Annotated in this window: 13 protein-coding genes; 5 read left to right on the top strand and 8 right to left on the bottom strand. The window is 45.8% G+C overall.

The features are described from left to right. Position 1 precedes the first annotated feature (1 nt). The 4 genes from murD to V513_RS01850 are packed head-to-tail and all read right to left on the bottom strand — an operon-like array spanning position 2 to position 5,074. Complete coding sequence (gene murD / locus V513_RS01865) at positions 2-1,336, bottom strand: UDP-N-acetylmuramoyl-L-alanine--D-glutamate ligase (RefSeq protein ID WP_099771449.1); 1,335 nt, start codon at positions 1,334-1,336, stop codon at positions 2-4. Further along, positions 1,337-2,263: a phospho-N-acetylmuramoyl-pentapeptide-transferase gene (gene mraY / locus V513_RS01860; RefSeq protein ID WP_099771448.1), complete on the bottom strand. Its 927-nt coding sequence runs from the start codon at positions 2,261-2,263 to the stop codon at positions 1,337-1,339. It abuts the gene before it with no gap. Next, complete coding sequence (locus V513_RS01855) at positions 2,256-3,581, bottom strand: UDP-N-acetylmuramoyl-tripeptide--D-alanyl-D-alanine ligase (protein WP_099771447.1); 1,326 nt, start codon at positions 3,579-3,581, stop codon at positions 2,256-2,258. Before V513_RS01855 ends, mraY begins: the two co-directional genes overlap by 8 nt. After that, entirely contained in the window at positions 3,578-5,074 is a 1,497-nt protein-coding gene (locus V513_RS01850) for a UDP-N-acetylmuramoyl-L-alanyl-D-glutamate--2,6-diaminopimelate ligase (RefSeq protein ID WP_014731098.1), read from the bottom strand. Before V513_RS01850 ends, V513_RS01855 begins: the two co-directional genes overlap by 4 nt. Positions 5,075-5,181: 107 nt before the next feature. Between V513_RS01850 and hrcA the strand changes: the two genes are divergently transcribed. The 5 genes from hrcA to tsaB are packed head-to-tail and all read left to right on the top strand — an operon-like array spanning position 5,182 to position 9,591. Then, positions 5,182-6,225, top strand: a complete 1,044-nt coding sequence (hrcA, locus tag V513_RS01845) for a heat-inducible transcriptional repressor HrcA (protein ID WP_099771446.1) — start codon at positions 5,182-5,184, stop codon at positions 6,223-6,225. A gap of 12 nt (positions 6,226-6,237) precedes the next feature. Then, a complete protein-coding gene (locus V513_RS01840) occupies positions 6,238-6,912 on the top strand; it encodes a nucleotide exchange factor GrpE (RefSeq protein ID WP_099771445.1) in 675 nt (224 codons plus the stop codon). Positions 6,913-6,936: 24 nt separating this feature from the next. Then, on the top strand, positions 6,937-8,064 hold the full coding sequence (gene dnaJ, locus V513_RS01835) for a molecular chaperone DnaJ (RefSeq protein WP_099771444.1): 1,128 nt from the start codon (positions 6,937-6,939) through the stop codon (positions 8,062-8,064). A gap of 1 nt (position 8,065) precedes the next feature. Continuing rightward, complete coding sequence (locus V513_RS01830) at positions 8,066-8,923, top strand: YitT family protein (RefSeq protein WP_099771443.1); 858 nt, start codon at positions 8,066-8,068, stop codon at positions 8,921-8,923. A gap of 8 nt (positions 8,924-8,931) precedes the next feature. Beyond that, positions 8,932-9,591 (top strand): tRNA (adenosine(37)-N6)-threonylcarbamoyltransferase complex dimerization subunit type 1 TsaB, encoded by a 660-nt coding sequence (gene tsaB / locus V513_RS01825; RefSeq protein WP_099771442.1) that lies wholly within the window; start codon positions 8,932-8,934, stop codon positions 9,589-9,591. On the opposite strand, the gene V513_RS01820 is transcribed toward tsaB, so the two are convergent. The 4 genes from V513_RS01820 to V513_RS01805 form a co-directional block, all read right to left on the bottom strand. Next, on the bottom strand, positions 9,588-10,772 hold the full coding sequence (locus tag V513_RS01820) for an alkaline phosphatase family protein (RefSeq protein ID WP_099771441.1): 1,185 nt from the start codon (positions 10,770-10,772) through the stop codon (positions 9,588-9,590). The two genes, tsaB and V513_RS01820, sit on opposite strands and share 4 nt — an antisense overlap. Positions 10,773-11,053: 281 nt before the next feature. Further along, positions 11,054-13,825 carry an ABC transporter permease subunit gene (locus V513_RS01815; RefSeq protein WP_099771440.1) on the bottom strand — a complete coding sequence of 924 codons (2,772 nt, stop codon included), beginning with the start codon at positions 13,823-13,825 and terminating at the stop codon, positions 11,054-11,056. Further along, positions 13,825-15,567 carry an ABC transporter permease subunit gene (locus tag V513_RS01810; protein ID WP_099771439.1) on the bottom strand — a complete coding sequence of 581 codons (1,743 nt, stop codon included), beginning with the start codon at positions 15,565-15,567 and terminating at the stop codon, positions 13,825-13,827. Before V513_RS01810 ends, V513_RS01815 begins: the two co-directional genes overlap by 1 nt. Positions 15,568-15,660: 93 nt before the next feature. Continuing rightward, on the bottom strand, positions 15,661-16,851 hold the full coding sequence (locus V513_RS01805; protein ID WP_099771438.1) for a sugar ABC transporter substrate-binding protein: 1,191 nt from the start codon (positions 16,849-16,851) through the stop codon (positions 15,661-15,663). Positions 16,852-16,990: the final 139 nt, after the last annotated feature.

Here is a 16,990-nt window from a genome sequence, read left to right as displayed (position 1 = left end):
TTCACTCCAATGCCGTTACTATCTCTCTAAAGTGGTTTCCTCTCTCGCTATAATTCATGTAAAGATCATAGCTGGATCCCGCCGGACTGAGAACAACATTGTCGCCTTTTGCGGCAAGTCCCCTGCATATTTTTACCGCGTCGGCCATGTTTGCCGCGCCGGACACCGGTATTCCCCTCATCTGAAGTTTAGCAGATAATATCTTCATTGAACTCCCAAGCATGACCACGTGTTTAAGTTGACCGAGTTGTTCGATCAATTCCGAGTAAGTTTCGTCCTTTTCCTTTCCACCAAGAATGAGAATCGTCTTTGAGGGCTCGAAGCTCCTTAAGGCTGCACTGACAGCATGTGCATTAGTTGCTTTCGAATCGTCGTAGTATTTTACTCCTTCTAGCTCTCGCACAAGCTGCAATCTGTGAGAGAGAAAGGTATAGCTTTTCAGTTCCTGAAATACATCCTCGGCGGATAGACCTATAAGCTGCGAAATCAATAGCACTACCAGAACGTTTTCGTAATTGTGCAGACCGGTAAATGGAAGATCTGACGTCCTGAACTCAATGCCTCTCACTCTCAAATATTCCCTGTCAAAACTGTCAAATCCTTCCCCAAGTGCTACAAACGGACGGAGCTTACAGCCTTTCAAAAGCTCTATTTGACAATCGGCTACCGCCTTTGGAACAACAGTAATACCTTCGGTCATCTTTGCCAACCGCAATTTAGATTTGAAATAGTCGTCAATGCTTCTGTGATAATCTAGATGGTCTTCTCCAAGGTTTATTACGGCCGACAAGTGGAAGCGGACTCGTTCTTCCGCAAACCACTTTAACTGGAAGGAACTGACTTCGAGCACGTAGTAATCAAAAGCCTCTTCGGCCACACCGGCGAGAGGGTAGCCGAGGTTTCCGCCCTGAAAGACCTTTCGATTCTTTCCGGAAATAATGTGTTTGAGCATTGTAACGGTTGTTGACTTCCCATTTGTTCCCGTGACGCCGATCACCGTCCCTCTGGGCCTGGACCAAAGCTCATCAAGGGATACTTCAAGCTCGGTTGTGTAGTATTTTCCCGAATGGATAATTCTCTCTCCAACTTCGGAAAACGGCGAGACTCCGGGGGATACAATGAAGGCATCGCAGTCAAGGAGGCGATCCGTATGGCCGCCCTCCTCGTATTCTATATCGAACTTCTTGAGGAGCGTCCTGCCTTCCTCTTTAATTTTACCGGTGTCAGAAACAAAAAGCGATTTGGAATCTCTATCTTTTACCAATCTTTCAAGGAGTTTCTCGTTCGAAACTCCGAATCCAACAAGACCGATTCTTCCTTCAAGCAACTTTCCCACCTACCAGGACAGCAGACCGAAGACTGCTCCGATGAAAGCGATCAATGAAAACCTGAATGCAATTTTACTTTCTTTCCAGTTAGATAGTTCAAAGTGATGGTGTATTGGGGACATCTTGAAGACTCTCCGACCAAAAACCTTGAATGAGAATACCTGAATGATTACACTGAACATTTCCACGAGGAACATCAAACCAAAAAATATGAGAAAACCCTCTCTCCCGTCTAAAGCAAAAATCACGGCCATGATTCCTCCAAGCGAGAGCGATCCCGTATCGCCCATAAATATAGAAGCGGGAAACCAGTTATACCACAGAAAACCAGCCAAAGCGCCGCTGATCGGAGCGATCAAACCATTTTGCCAAACGGGAAGAGCGAGCATAGGGGCCAAGGAAAATATGTACACTGAGGCCGCCAATCCGTCAACGCCATCGGTAAGATTTACAGCGTTGCTCATTCCGGCAATGATCACAGCAGAAATCGGATAGTAAGCGAAGCCGAGACCGATTTTCCCGAGAAAGGGTATCTCTATATGTGTATGAGGATTGACAAGCTGAATTAAAAATACGATGAAGGCAGCCGAGACAAGTTGAAGGGCGAGTTTTCTCTTTCCGCTCAGCCCAGATGCATTCCTCTTCACGATTTTCGAGATGTCATCGACAAGTCCTATGAGGCCGAAAAGAATCCCAGCGAGGACAACTATCAAGATCTCTGCTCTAAAGGCAAAGATTGATGCAACTGCCAGGGCGATAGGAATAAAAACAATTCCTGCAGCAGTGGGAGTGCCCGTTTTATAGTTGTGGAGGTCAGGTCCTTCTTCGCGAATGTATTGCCCTATCCTTCTCCTTTTCTGGTATCTTTTTAAGGGCTCCATAGCTAGAACAGACAAAAGGAATGCCAGAAGGAAAGTGAATACTTCTCTATGCACTTTCGATCAGCTCCATAAACGATTTGTATACCCCTTCAAGGGCTATCGCACGCGAGGCTTTGAAGAAAACGAGATCACCACTCCTTACGTTACGGTGGAGCCATGCAGCGATTTCCTCTTCGCTGTCACTCACAAGCGCGGGCTTCACGTTCTTTGAAGCTGCGTTTATCGCCATATCTCTCGTAAAGAGAACTGTCTCATCAAACTTTGACAACAACTCACCAAGCCTTTCGTGAGTTCTCTTTTCTTCTCTCCCCTGTTCGAGAATAGAGCCGGCTACAGCGATCTTTCGAGAGCTTTTAAGCTTTTCTATGGATAGGATCGCCGATTCCCATGATTCAAGGCTGCTGTTGTAGAAGTCACTTATCACAGTGATTCCCTTCAGAATGCTGACGGTAAACCGGTCACTGAAGGGCAACTTGTAATCGTTCAAAAACACTGAAGGTTCTTCCACACCGACGAGACGAGCCACAAGATAGGCAGCGCCAAGATCCATCAGCTGACCGTAGCTCCATATACCTCTGAGTCTGACAAACCGGTCCCCATCGCAAAAGAAATGAAGCATAGTATCGCCTTTATCGTAAGCGAAATCTACTATTGAGAAATCAGCATCTTCTTTTCCAAATAGGAGGACCTCCACCGGTAGCCCTTTCGAGAACTCTCTCAGTCTCTCATCACACCCTCCAAGTACCGCCCTGGACAGCCTTTTCGACTTGAATATGGATAGCTTCTCTTGCAGTAACTCGTCGAAGTCTTTGAAATTTCCAACGTGAGCGCTTCCAACATTGAGAAGAACAGCGATGTCGGGCTGGACAATTCCGACGAGTTTTTCAATATCCCCCTTCGTACTCGTCCCAAATTCAAAGACACCGTACTGAGCTGAAAAAAGCTCTCTCCTATTTTCCAGCAAAGATAACGGCAATCCAATTTCTGTATTGAGGTTACCTGCAGTCTTAAAAACTCTGCCAAGTTTCGAGAGAAAAAAGGAGCTTATCTCTTTTGTCGTAGTCTTTCCATTAGAACCTGTAATACCTATCCTGTTACTAAGTTTCGATTTCGAGAGTATACTCTTTGCAGCTTCTATAAGTATTTCATTTGTGTCGTCTACTCTCAAGACTCTTTGGTCGTCGAAAGGCTTGTCCGAAAATACCAAAGAGGCCCCTTTGGAAAGCGCCTCTCCGACAAAGTCATTTCCATCGACTTTTTCCCCTTTCAGCCCAATAAAAACATCACCGGCAGAAACTTTTCTGGAATCGATGACTATATTTCTGCCTTCCGTTTGAAGCAAGAATTCTTCAACTGATGATTTGGATATCACTTTTTTATATGCCTCCGGAACTTGCTCTCCAGAATGTCCTTTACTACCTGTTTATCATTAAAGGGAATTCTCTTTTCACCAAGGATTTGGAAATCCTCATGGCCTCGCCCAGCTATCAAGACCATGTCCTGACGATTGGCAAGCGTAAGGGCAACGGATATTGCCTCTCTTCTGTCAGGAATAACGAGATAAGGTTTGAATTTATCGACGCCGCTCTCGAGATCCTGAAGGATCTCTGCGGGATCGTCCAGCTTTGGATCATCGGAAGTGAGAATAACTACATCGCTGTATTTTGAAGAGACTTCAGACATCAAAGGACGTTTTCCCTTATCGGCAGATCCTCCTGCGCCAAAAACCAGAATCAACCTGCCTGGAGTGAGTCTTCTTGCCGTCTTCAAAAGTTTTTCCAACGCATCTGGAGTATGGGCAAAGTCTACAACTACGTCAAAGCCGTACTTCGTAGCCTCTTCAACAAACTCGAATCTACCCGGAACGCCTCCGAAGGATGAGATAGCTTTGGCTATGTGATCCAGGTCGTAATTCAATGAATTGAGTGCGGCAACAGCTGCTGCTATATTGTACGCGTTGTGTTCTCCGATCAATCTAGAGTAGATCCTATGTGAAGACCCGTACGGCGTTTGTATAGTGAAATCCATGCCCGTTCTTGAGATATCGAGATTCTCGATTCTGTAATCCGATTCATCGCCAAAACCATAGGTCGTGATTCTGTTTCTAGAAATGTGGATATCCGCGATATTTATCTTGTCACCATTTACAACAGCTATTCCGTTGGTCTTCAATAAAGAGAAGAGTTTCATCTTCGATCTGTAATAGTCGTCGAAGGTAGGATGGAAGTCCAGATGGTCTCTTGTGACATTGCTGATTATCCCTACATCGAACCTCATTCCCTCAACCCTGTTCATCGAAAGAGAATGTGACGAGACTTCCATAATGAAGTACTCGCTTTTCAATTTCGTGGAAAGTTGAAGAAGCTTTGCAAGCTCGACCGGTCCGGGCGTGGTGTTCTTAGGATTGGTATATATGTTTTCTCCCACAACATTTCTCACGGTACCGATAAGAGATGCCTTCCTTTCAAATGATGATAAAACATGATAGATAAGAGTTGTGATCGTAGTCTTCCCGTTTGTGCCTGTTACACCGATAGTGGTAAGCTTCCTGTAGGGATGACAGTATTCCTCCATGGTAAGCAATGCCTCGACTAGACGAGAACTTTTGACGTAAACGATAGGAACTACCACTTCCTCGTCTTCAATGGGCATTTCCGCAACTAAAGCGACTGCTCCCTTTCTTTGAAGTTCCCTCGCAATTAGGTGTGAATCGAAATTTGTACCCTTAATGCATATAAAGAGGTTTCTCTCCTTTAGACCCCTGGAATCACTCTCAATATGATCGAATTCAGGATCGACATTTCCGGGATTCACCACCTGAAGAACACTGTTGCCGAGGAGTTCTATGACCTGAGATAACCTCATTGATCACACCCCTTTCGCTCTTAAAGATTGTATCATCGGTTTCTGAAGTTGACAACAGAGGCGGCATATGGTAACATTTATTAGCAGTCTATAGGAGGGAGTGCTAAGTGTCTAGAAGACGTACGGGTGGTCCAGAACTTAACCCGAGGCAGATAAGAGTGCTTTATTGCATCTCAAGAGAATACATCTCTTCTGGAAAACCTGTTAGTTCTAAGCAGGTTTTGGAGCACTCTAACCTCAAGTTTAGTTCTGCTACGGTGAGAAATGACATGCGAAAACTGGAGTTTCTTGGATATATCTACCAGCCACATACTTCGTCAGGTAGAGTTTTGACAGATAAGGGGTTCAGATTTTATCTTGATTCAGTCAAGACTATTACTGAAGACCTTCAGGAGAGTAATGTGGCTATTGCAATAAGGCGCACCAGCTTTGTCGGAGATATCGAGCATCTATTGCAGGGAATGACGAGGATTCTTGCACGAGCTGTATCGGGCTTTGTCGTCATCGAAAAGCCTAAGTTAGATAAACTTGTAGTTAACAGCGTTTCGATTTCAAGGATTACCAAGGGCTATCTCAACGTTTCGATAGTCACGGATCTTGGTGTAAGCCTCAATACAACAGTTTTTGTTGGCCCGGCCGAATTCGATATCGATAATTTCCAAAGGTATGTGAATCTGGCCGTTGTGGGAAAGACCATTGGTGAAATCAGAAATGGAATCAAGAACGTCGAACTTAGATATGACGAATGGCACGATAAGAGACTTCAGGATATTATAAGCTTTTTGCAGAGCATTTTCGATAAGGAAAATGAAGAGAAGTACTACAGATACGGCCTTGAGTTCATCATTGCAAATGAACACCTCGATTCTTCCGATGTATCGGGTTTGGTAAGATCCGTGGAGAATCCGAAAAATCTTGAGATGCTACTGAGCTCCTTCGGTGACGTTGACGAAAACATGGTCTTCATAGGTGATGAAGTGGGCAGAGACGAACTCAAGAATTTCGCTCTATTTGTCTCTCCCTATTCAAGAAAAGACGAAAAGATTGGAAATATTTTCGTCATTTCACCAAAGTTGACCTACTATGAAAAAATAAACGCATACTTGAGCTTTTCGATCAATAGATTATCAGAAGTTTTTTCGAATAGATAGGAGGAATGCAAAATGATAGATGAGAAGAACAAGAAGAATCCGGAAAGTATCGATAATGAGGAAGGGGTCAAAGAAGAACGAAATGCTGCTAGACTTCATGAATCTGATGAACTTGAAAATACTGCTGGAGCAGGGACTGGCGAAAAAGTCGGTGAGGGAAGTGAAGTGAGAGAAAAAGTTATGGAGGATAATGAAGTCCTTGACAAATCTGAGAAATCTGAAATAGACGAATCAAAAGCTCTGAGAGATGAGATCAAAAACCTGAAGGACGAAAACGCACGGCTCAGAGCGGAATTTATAAATTACAGAAATGCTCTGGTTCGTGAATCGGAGGAAAGCATAAGGAGATACAGAGAGAAGATTATTGTTCGACTGATAGAGATCTATGACAATTTGAGCCGCGCGCTGGAAACCCCCGACAATTCGAAGAAGAGTCTCATTTCCGGTATAAAGCTAATCCACAAGTCACTTGAACGGCTTATGTTTGATGAGGGGCTTTCAGTGATTATGCCTGAAGTAGGCAAGCCCTTTGATCCCTTTTCTCACGAAGTAGAGGGAACGATCTCTTCAAATGATGTTCCGGACATGGCCGTATATAATGTCATAGAACGAGGATACAATTTGAATGGCAAGGTTCTCAAGCCTGCTAGAGTGGTTGTTGCAGTAAACGACTCTTCCGAATCTTAATGAGAGCCTTCGGTGGTGATGTAGATGGCTCAATCTAGAAAAGACTATTATGAGATTCTTGGAGTCTCCAGGAATGCCTCTGACGATGACATAAGGAAGGCATACAGGAGACTTGTCAAGGAGTGGCATCCCGATGCCTACAAAGGTAGCAACAAGAAGGATGCCGAAGCAAAATTCAAGGAAATACAGGAGGCTTACGAAGTCCTCTCCGACAAGGAAAAGAGGGCCATGTTCGATCGCTTTGGCTATGTTGGTGACGCCGCTGCAAATCCTCGAGGCTCGGGAAGAACGCCGGGAAGTACCGGAGGAAGCTTCGACGATGTCTTTGGTGATTTCCAGGATGTGTTCGATGTGTTTTTCGGAGGAAGCAGGTCTGGAGGCAGCTCCAAAACACAAGGGCCAAGAGCTGTAAGAGGAGAGGACATTCATGCTTCCGTTGTGATCGATTTGAAAGATGTGATTCTTGGAAAGAAGGTAATACTGGAATACGACAGAAACAAGGTCTGCCAAAGCTGCAAAGGAACCGGTGCTGAAGGCGGGACAAGTTTCAAAACCTGTCCAACCTGTAACGGAACCGGTTACGTCAAAGAGGAACATAGATCTTTCTTCGGAATGTTCAGCAATACCCATGTCTGCAACACATGCAATGGTTCTGGAAGAATAATCGACAAGCGCTGTAGTGTGTGCGGCGGAAGAGGTTATGAAAAAGAAAGGCACCAGGTAAGCGTGACGATTCCCGCAGGCGTAGAGAACGGGGCTACTCTGAGAATCGGTGGTCACGGGAACGCTGGACAGAACGGCGGTCCATATGGCGATCTATATGTCAGTGTAAGGGTTGAAATGCCTTCGGAGTTTAGACGAAGCGGAAACGACCTCTATGTGAGCAAGGAGATAGATTACGTTGAGGCAGCACTTGGAACTACTTTAGAGATTTCACTTCCCGAAGGGGGAACGGAGATACTTAGAATCCCGGCGGGAACGAGTCCTAATACCGTCTTCAGGATGAAAAATCTCGGTGTTCCCAGCGTGTCTGGCGGAAGACGAGGTGACCTTCTTGTGACGGTCAGAGTAAATATAAGCAAGCCTTCAAGCAAGGAGAAGAGACTTCTTGAGCAGATTGCAAAAGTAAAGAATTCGAGGGTCGTAGAGTGAAGTGAGTAGGAAGACCTTTATAGATTATTTCCTGATAACCGTCGGTTCAATACTGACAGCCATGTCTATAGTTTCCTTTATGGTCCCGAATAACATTATTGCCGGTGGGGTGAGCGGCCTGGCAATAATCGTTTACAGAGTTTTCGGCCTATGGGTGGGAGCCCAGATGTTTGTTTACAACATCGTTCTCTTTCTGCTGGCCTTTGTCACTCTGGGCGTGGGTTTTGGGATGAAGTCGATCTACTCGGCCGTCCTGATGTCATTGACCGTCGATCTGCTGCAGAAACTGAGTTTTCCCGTGTTTGATGCTTCTTCGACTCAGGATGGATTTCTGCTCGTAGCAATCTACGGCGGGGTAATCGCCGGGGCGGGAATGGGGCTAGTCTTGTGGCGCGGTGCTTCTACCGGCGGTACCGACATTGTTGCAATGATTCTCTCTAAGTACCTGGGGTTCAGCACCGGCACCGGTTTGCTGATAAGCGATTCACTTATCACACTTCTAGCGGTTGTGGTTTTCGGACCGATAGCTGCCATGTACGGGATTATCACCATCTTTACAACCAGTAAGACTATAGACGGGATAATTGAAGGCATTGGAAACACTAGAACGGCATTCGTTATTAGCAAAGAAAGTGAAGCGATTAAAGAGAAAGTGATCAACGAAATGGAACGCGGAACGACAATGATAAAAGCTACAGGAGGTTTCTCAGGGGAAGATAGACCGGTTCTCATGGTTTCGATAAGGCGAAGAGAAATCGGGCAGTTGCGGCACATTGTCAAGACTACCGACAGGCGGGCCTTTGTGATAGTGGTGAATAACTCAGAAGTCTTCGGCGAAGGCTTCAAGGATCTCAGTTGAGGCATGCTGTGAAATACATCTGTTTTGACACATCTTCAAGAACGCTTCTACTTTCTGCCGTCAGCAATGCGGCAGAGATGGATATCAGATGCCGTGACATTGATAGATACGGTTCTATGCTAGCTGTAATAATCAGACAAGCCATTGAAAATCTCAAGATCGATGTGTCTGAACTGGAATTTATAGGAGTTGGAATAGGCCCCGGTTCTCTCACAGGTTTGAGGGTGGGAATCTCGACGGCAAAGGGTCTCGCATTTCCCCACGGTATTCCAGCCGTACCATTCAATTCCTTGGATGTGCTAGCCAAAACAGTTGATAGTGACAGATATCTGATCTTGAGAAAAGCAAGGGAAGACCATTACTACTGGAGGGAGTACAAAAGGGGATTGCCTGTCGGTGAGACTAGATTCAGCAATACAGGGATGCTCAAATCGAAGATCGAGCTGCCGACTATGGAGCTTTTCTTTGACGGCGAGATCGATCCGGCATTTGAAGACTTCAGATGTAGCCTGGTGAAGAATTATGATCCCTCTTCAATGAGGGAGATAGTTCTGGACACGTATGCTTCGGGTAATCAAGTTAGCTGTTCGGATCTTGCGCCGATATATCTGCAGAAATCAATAGCCGAAATCAACTGGGAGAAGCGAAGTAACGAGAAAGAGTCTTAGGGTTTTCTCAGGAGGATCAGCGGGACGTACATCTCCTCCTTCGCTAAACCCCCATGCCTTCCCTTGAGAGAGTGTTCCTGCCCAGTATACTTGAAGCATAGAGAAGAGTTCCCCTTGGAAACCGTTATCAATTCACCTCTCCTCTTTCTGAAGACACTGTTGAGAGGTTTTCCAAAGAGCTTTATCTCATCGAGTCCCGACGGTTCAATAATCTCAAGTGCATCACCAAACTGCCGCTCCATTTTCCTTTTCGTTTTCTCACCGTCATATGAGTAGATATATGACATCCTTTGCTCGCCACCGGGCATTGAGTACATCTCTTCGAAGAGATCATCGAATTTCGACCACCATATTTCTTGTTCCCAGGGAGTCTCTATTTGGCCGTGATCAGCGGTAATGAAGAAAGCCGTATTGCGTTCAGCTATGTCTTCGAAAAACTCTTCTATTGCTGAAATAACAGTGGCAGTTTCAGATGTGTAAGACAGGGAATTCGGTCCGTACCTGTGGCCGTAAGTATCTATTAATCCCCAGTAGACCAGTGTAACGCTGGCAATCTCTTCCGAGAGAAGGACCGTTCTCAGTTCCTCAAACATATCGCCGAGGCCGTGGACACCCCGTGCTATGCCGCCCCGTGAATGCATCCTTGTGAGACCTGTGTTGACAAAGCTTTTCGAAGTGAGATGATAACCTCTTACTCCGACTTCTTTGAGCAATTCGAAGATCGTGGGGTTGGGATTGTACTTCAGGGGATCGAATCCAAGTCTGGTCAGGTTATCTCGGTCTTGGGTGTACGGGGCTAGCTCAATCATGTTGACCAGTCCACCGTACTCAGGGACATTCAGAAGATAGCCAAGTACTCCGTGTTCTCCGGGTGGTGTTGCAGTGAATATCGATGTAAGTGCAGTGGCAGTTGTGGAAGGAAAGACGGAGGTTAAAATTCGGATATCTTTCTGGTTGAAATATTTGAAGCTTTTCTTCTCCAGTACCTTAATTAGATTGTAGTATCCCACCGCATCAATAATAAAGACTACTACTTTGTCTATTCCCTCAAGGCTGAGCCCATTATCCTTCAAAGAGTATGTATTGACGCCCTGAGGAATGTCGGCGTCAAAATGTTCCAGAATTGCGGCTGAGAAATTGACTATCGAGCTCCCGTCGTATCGAGGAAAGTTCAGCTCCATTGAAACTCCTTTCTATCAAGGGTAGACAACTCCGGTACGGAGCGATCTCTACTCCCTACTCCTTATCAACCATCACAATTCGTCAATTCTGTTCATCAATGTCGGCTCAATGAAATTATATACGACCACTTGTTCAACGAACAAAAAGACGAAACCCTCTTTGAACAAACTTTCGAAAAGACTCATTCTCAAAAGAGCCCACCCCGCTCGATATAGCTGGTGGGCTCCGAAAGAGCGATAGCCTTGAGAAATCTATGAAATAACAATCGAAAAAGCAGTCTTTACTCCTTAACTCCGCCCTGAGTAAGACCACCTACGATGTAATCCTGAAGAACGAGGAAGAAAATTACCATGGGAACCGCGCCAATCAGCGCAGCAGCCGTAAATGGACCCCAGCTTGTTTCGAATCTTCCAGAAAACTGCCAGAGACCAACTGCGTATGTCCACTTATTCATATCCTGCAGCAGTATTCTGGCGATCAGATACTCGTTGAAGATATTCATGAATGTAAGTATTGCAACTACAGCAAGAATTGGTCTTGCAAGGGGCAGGATTACCTTTGTGAAGGCCTGGAACTTCGTTGCTCCATCTATCATGGCAGCCTCTTCCAGAGAATTCGAGATGGTATCGTAGTAACCTTTGATAAGCCAGATATTGAAAGCTATCCCACCGGAATACGCGAAGATCAGGCCGCCAAGCGTGTTGAGCCCCAGAAATGGAATCAAGCTCCCAATGAACTGAAGAAGAGCGTAAAGTGCGACCATGAACATTATCGTCGGGAACATCTGAATCAAGAGCAACCCTAGAAGACCCTGTTTCCTCCCACGGAACCTCATCCTGCTGAAAGGATAGGCCGCGAGAGCGGCAACGGCGACACTTATCAAAGAAACGGAAAGGGCAACAATCACCGAATTCAGAAGCCACCTCACGAAATAGAAGTAGGTGCTCTCCTTCTGGACCCATATCTGATTGGCCCTGAAAAGGGCTTTGTCGATCTCCCTCAATTCTCCATCGTAAGATGCCGAGTAAGAGGCTGGTTTCTCTATCAAGTCTGATATTAGCCTGGAAGCACGTTGGTACCTCGCATTGACCTGCTGAAAGAGCGAATTATAGGTTTCCTGCATCGTTCCGAAGTCGTTTAGCGTCACAGTCGTACCTAAAAATCTAAGGTCGATATAATAGTTCACCTTTGAACTCAGTTCTTCCTTCATATCTCTCATGGTTGAAATTAACTGGTTCAACAAAGCCGTTCCATCCCGCGCTTCTTTGTTCGCCCTGTCGAAGTCATCGTACCAACCAAGTGTTCTATAACGATTCGAAGCCCTTATCCCAAAGTACGTATCGAGAATATCCGTCGTCTTTGAGACATAAGCCCTTCCATCTTCAAGAGAGGCAATTTCTTCTTCAATCAGAGCCAGGGTAGATTTTATTCTTATGGATTCAAGTGCCATCAAGTATTCAGTCTGTGCTCTATCGGCCTCTTCTTTAAGCTCAGCAATTCTGCTGCTGAGTATTTCACCCCTCTCCTCAAGAGATTTCAGTTCTTCCCTCAAAGAGGTCGTGTTTTCCGAAACTTCGACGTACTCAGAAATGCTTGTCTCGAGAACTGGAAGAATCCTGGAAAGATTTGAAATAGCGATGTTTATTACATCGATCCCCTTTGACACCTCAGAGTTTCCCGAGGCATTGGCAAGGGCCTCTTTGTTATCGGAAAACCAGGCCATTTCTCCAAAAAGCTCTGAAAGACTAGAAGACAGCTCCTGAACATTCTGCATCTCCGCGAGCTGCTGTTGGAGAAGACCGATAGTCTTTCTTGCTGAGTCGACCTCATCCAGTGAACTCTTAAGCCTAGCTTCTGAAACAGCCGTGAACTCTTCGACTCCTTTTGAGATCACAATCTGCAAAGGGGGAATCAAGGCCGAAAGCTTTCTCTTTTCGGAAAGTATTGTGGGAAGCGCGACCTCAAACGAATCTTCCAGCTCCGCCAATGCAGATTCATAAGTTGCCAGTGCCTTTTGTACCGCTTCTTCATCTGCTTCTACTACGCCAAGTTCCTCGGTCGCGGAAGCATACTCATGATACTCTGGACCAAAAGCCTCTTCAGCAATCAAAGACAGGTCTTGGGAGACTTTTTCGGCTGCAGCTTCGACTTCTTTCCAGGCATCTCCTGCCGCCCTGAAGGAGTCGTAGAGCTTCGTTCTTACTCCGTTCAGCGCATCCTGCTCTGCCTGGGGCATCGTTGATTCCACATCTCGCAAATATCTGTTAATTACCCTGAGCCACTCTACTCTTCGCCATTCCGAGTAATCGATTGAAGAGAGTGATATGTAATTCTCTATCGACTCAAGAGATCTGACAACTTCGTCTTTATTCTCGAACTCCAGTTCTTTTATTGAGTTGAGCGTCTCGTCCCTATAGAGAAAGACATCTTCGTATAGCTTTCTGTACGTCTCCAAAGATTTCACTATGGGATCCGCTCTTTCACCTAACAAATCGATGTAGAAGGGATAAACTCCTTCGAGCGAAGGGGCAGTTGTCTCGAGGAGTTCGCCGACGGCGTAGGCCATCTTCACTTCGCTTAGTTCACCTATCTCCAGCAATCTCTCTTCAAACAGCGCTTTATCACGCAGTCTCACCTCGTTCATCTCACGAATGATCAAACTCTCTTTTTCTTTCAGCTCTTTTTCTATGGCTGAGGTTCCGTTCTCGATGGAAGCGACCATCTCTTCGCTTTCATTCATGAGCTCCTCAAACTTAACAAGATACCTCTCTACAGTCTTCTTGAGGTCCTCCTGACTTCTTCCTCTGTATTCACCAGTGGCATATGTGGCGCTTTGCAGATCAAGAATCAGTCTTCCTACACTCCTCTCTGGAAAAAGAAGATTTCTGTAGTGCTGAAAGGTAATCCTGCTTGAAAAAAGATTAGATGAAAAGGCTGCCTGATCTCTCCTAACAGATGTGCTCACAAGCCAGACCATCGGGAAAAGAACTACAACAACAACGACAATAAGAATTAAGTGTCTGATCCAGTATTTTCTTCTCTCAACGGCCATTATCTACTCACCTCTTCAAAGGAGCCGGAAAGTTTGAAGTTTATCCAGCTGAAACCTGCGACGATGATGAATATTAGTATCGATATGGCGCTCGCGAAACCGAAGTCTTGGCCTCTCCCCTCAAACGCGAGTTTGAACGTATACGAAATCAGAATATCCGTAGCCCCCGCCGGCGTTGAAGCTCCCACGATTGCAGGCCCACCCTGGGTTACTAGATAGATGCCGGTGAAGTTGTTGAAGTTGAACGCGAAGCTTCCGACGAGTAAAGGAGCAACGGTAACCATCAGAAGAGGAAAAGTGATCTTTCTGAATCTCTGAAATTTCGTGGCTCCATCTATTGAAGAGGCCTCATAGAACTCTTCCGGTATGCTTTGAAGAGCCCCCAGACTGACGGTCATCATGTAGGGAAATCCAAGCCATGTATTGACAAGCAGGACAGAAACCTTTGCCCAGAAGGCATCGTTCAACCACTTTATTGGTTCAAGGCCGAAGAGTCCCTGGACAATGAATCGGTTCAATACACCATAGGTCTCGTTGAAGAAACCATTTCGCCAGACTAGAGCAGATATGAATGCGGGAACCGCCCATGGAATAATGAGCAGAGTTCGATATATCTTCTTTCCCCTAAGTCTCTTGTCATTGAGCGTGATGGCAAGAGCCAATCCAATAGTGAAGGAAAAAAGAACGCTAAGACCAGCCCAGGTAAACGTCCAGCCGAATACTTGGAAGAACGGTCCGCTGATCTTGGGATCCCTGAACATTCTCACGAAATTCCAGAAACCGACATCCGATATGTAACCCTCTACGGCGAACTCATTTCCGTTCTCGTCGATATCGTAGAAGAAGCCGCCCTCTTCCACGAGAGTCCTGTTTGTCTGACGGTTGTAAACTACCGTCTCCTGTACGGCCCTTCCCGCATCGAAGGTAGTTTCCGTTCTCAACGCATACTTCCTCTCGGTTGTGGCAAATGTTGTGTAAAGTGAGTTTGGGAACAGCCTCACTTGATTTCCTTCGCTGTCAGTAAACTCGGCATTCCGAAGCCAAATGCCTCTTATCTCACTGAAATAAAAGGGTGCATTCGGTCTCGTCGAGTCATCCTGAGGAGAGTAGAAATAGATAAACCGTTCACCGGAGGTTGCCCTGATTGCAAGAATCTTGTCGTCTGGTGATCGAGAGAGTGTGTAACTGACTCCGCCCGTGGAAAAACTGTCGGCCGATACCTGGACCATCTTGGCAGTTGCAAGTGTGATATTTCCTTCGGCATCTTTCGTTACTGGCTGAGGACGGGGCGCTGCATATAGAGCACCGGTTTCTTTGGACTTCAGAAGAGTAATGAACCTATCAGTCGGCTTGTAGTCATCAAGCTCAATGAAGATTGAAAACTCGAACTCCTCGGGGCTTTCAGAAATGTAGAAGTAGTCACTGAGAAGCTTCTGTATAGACTGCTGCCTAGTGAATAAATGGCCGGTACCGTAGTTTGTGAAGGCAGTTCTGAACGTGTAATACATTGGGTAAAGCGTAAGAATGAACAGCAGGATCATCGCGGGAATCATGTACCTGTAAGGATACCCCTTTGGATTCAGTGCAATAATATCGATCAACAAGGTTAGCACAATCATCGTAACCATAAGGCCGAAATTCCCGTCTGCAAAAAGCAGATACACGCTCCATAAGGAAAAGGCGTTGAATATTGCAAGAATGGCTAAAAAAAAGAGAAAGATTACAAATCGTTTTCTACTCAAGGTAATCCCTCCGGGCAATTAGAACTAGAGCGCGGGAAGTACCCGCGCTCAGCCTAACAAAATTTAGAGATGTGGATAAATCAAATATAGCAACTAATTTCCGATGCTGGTCTTTATCTTTTCAACCGCCGAATTGAAAGCGTTTTCAACGGTGTCTTGACCGTTGATGACTAGGCCAAGTGCATCGGCCATCGCTCCCCAAACGCTCGCCATTTCGGGAACATTAGGCATTGGGGTACCAACGGAAGCACTCTTCGAGAACTGGAGGACATCATAGAGCTCTGGCCCAGCATTTGCTTCAATGAAGGAAAAGACGTCCGCTCTGGCCGTTCCTCTTCTCTCTCCTAGGAACATACTATACTGGCCTTCGAAGCTACCTATGTAGTTTACCACAAACTCGGTCGCTTCAAGCTTATTCTTGGACTTGGCGTTAATCATGAATCCCTGAACTCCAACGAACGGCCTCGGAGTGGTTCCATCGTCAAATGTGATTTCGCTAAACGGAAGAATCGCGTAGTCGATTCCTGCGTCACGATAGCTTGGAGTGGCCCAAATACCGTTCACTATAAAAGCAGCGAGCCCATCTTTGAAAAGCGAGTCCATCAGATTGTAGTTCGGTCCTGCGGGAATGAGACCCTTGTCAAACCATGATTTTATCAACTTTCCACCGGCAATTGCGCCTTCGTTATTCAGTCCTATATCGGTTACGTCAAGACCATCTGCCGTTTCCTTGAAAATGTAGCCTCCTCTGCCCAGTATGAAAGGAGCAGAGTGATAGAAGTCGCCAGCGGTATAAATCAGACCTACGACTTCATCGTCTGATGCTTCGAGCGCCAACTCCTCGAGCTCAGATATTGTCTTTGGTTCTTCAAATACCAGGTCCTTGTTGTAAATTATCGCGATCGCTTCAATGGTGTAGGGAACACCGTATAGCTTACCCCCATAGCTGAAGGCATCGAGAGCAACTTCGTAATATTGATCCGAGTCTGGAAGGAATGGGATCGGTTCAATAAGGCCGTTGAGAGCGAGCTCTCCAACCCAGTCGTGGGCTCCAACGATTATGTCTGGTCCCTCGCCTGCGGGAGCAGCGGTTAGGAACTTAGGCTTTATATCCCCGAAGTTCACTTGTTGAATTTCCACCTGAATACCGTAGTCGCTTTCGAAATCAGCCGCCAATTTCTCAAGTGCCGGGATCTGGTTTTCTGAGGACCAAATAACTAGTTGTGCCCCTGCAAAAGACAAGAGCACGAATAGCATAAAAAGAACAGCTGTAAGCTTTTTCATCTTCAAAACCCTCCTTTGATAGAATAGGTGTACTGCCTGAATAAATTGTATCAGAAAGTTCCGTTTATTTTAAGATGTGTTACTGTGTCTACCACAGATAGAAGACGCCTTCATTCTCCGTGAAGGCGTCCATCCGTTC

The organism is Mesotoga sp. H07.pep.5.3, assembly GCF_002752615.1.
In the GTDB taxonomy this organism is placed as follows: domain Bacteria; phylum Thermotogota; class Thermotogae; order Petrotogales; family Kosmotogaceae; genus Mesotoga; species Mesotoga prima.
Note: the sequence above shows the minus strand (reverse complement) of the source record. Positions and strands in the feature narration are given on the sequence as shown.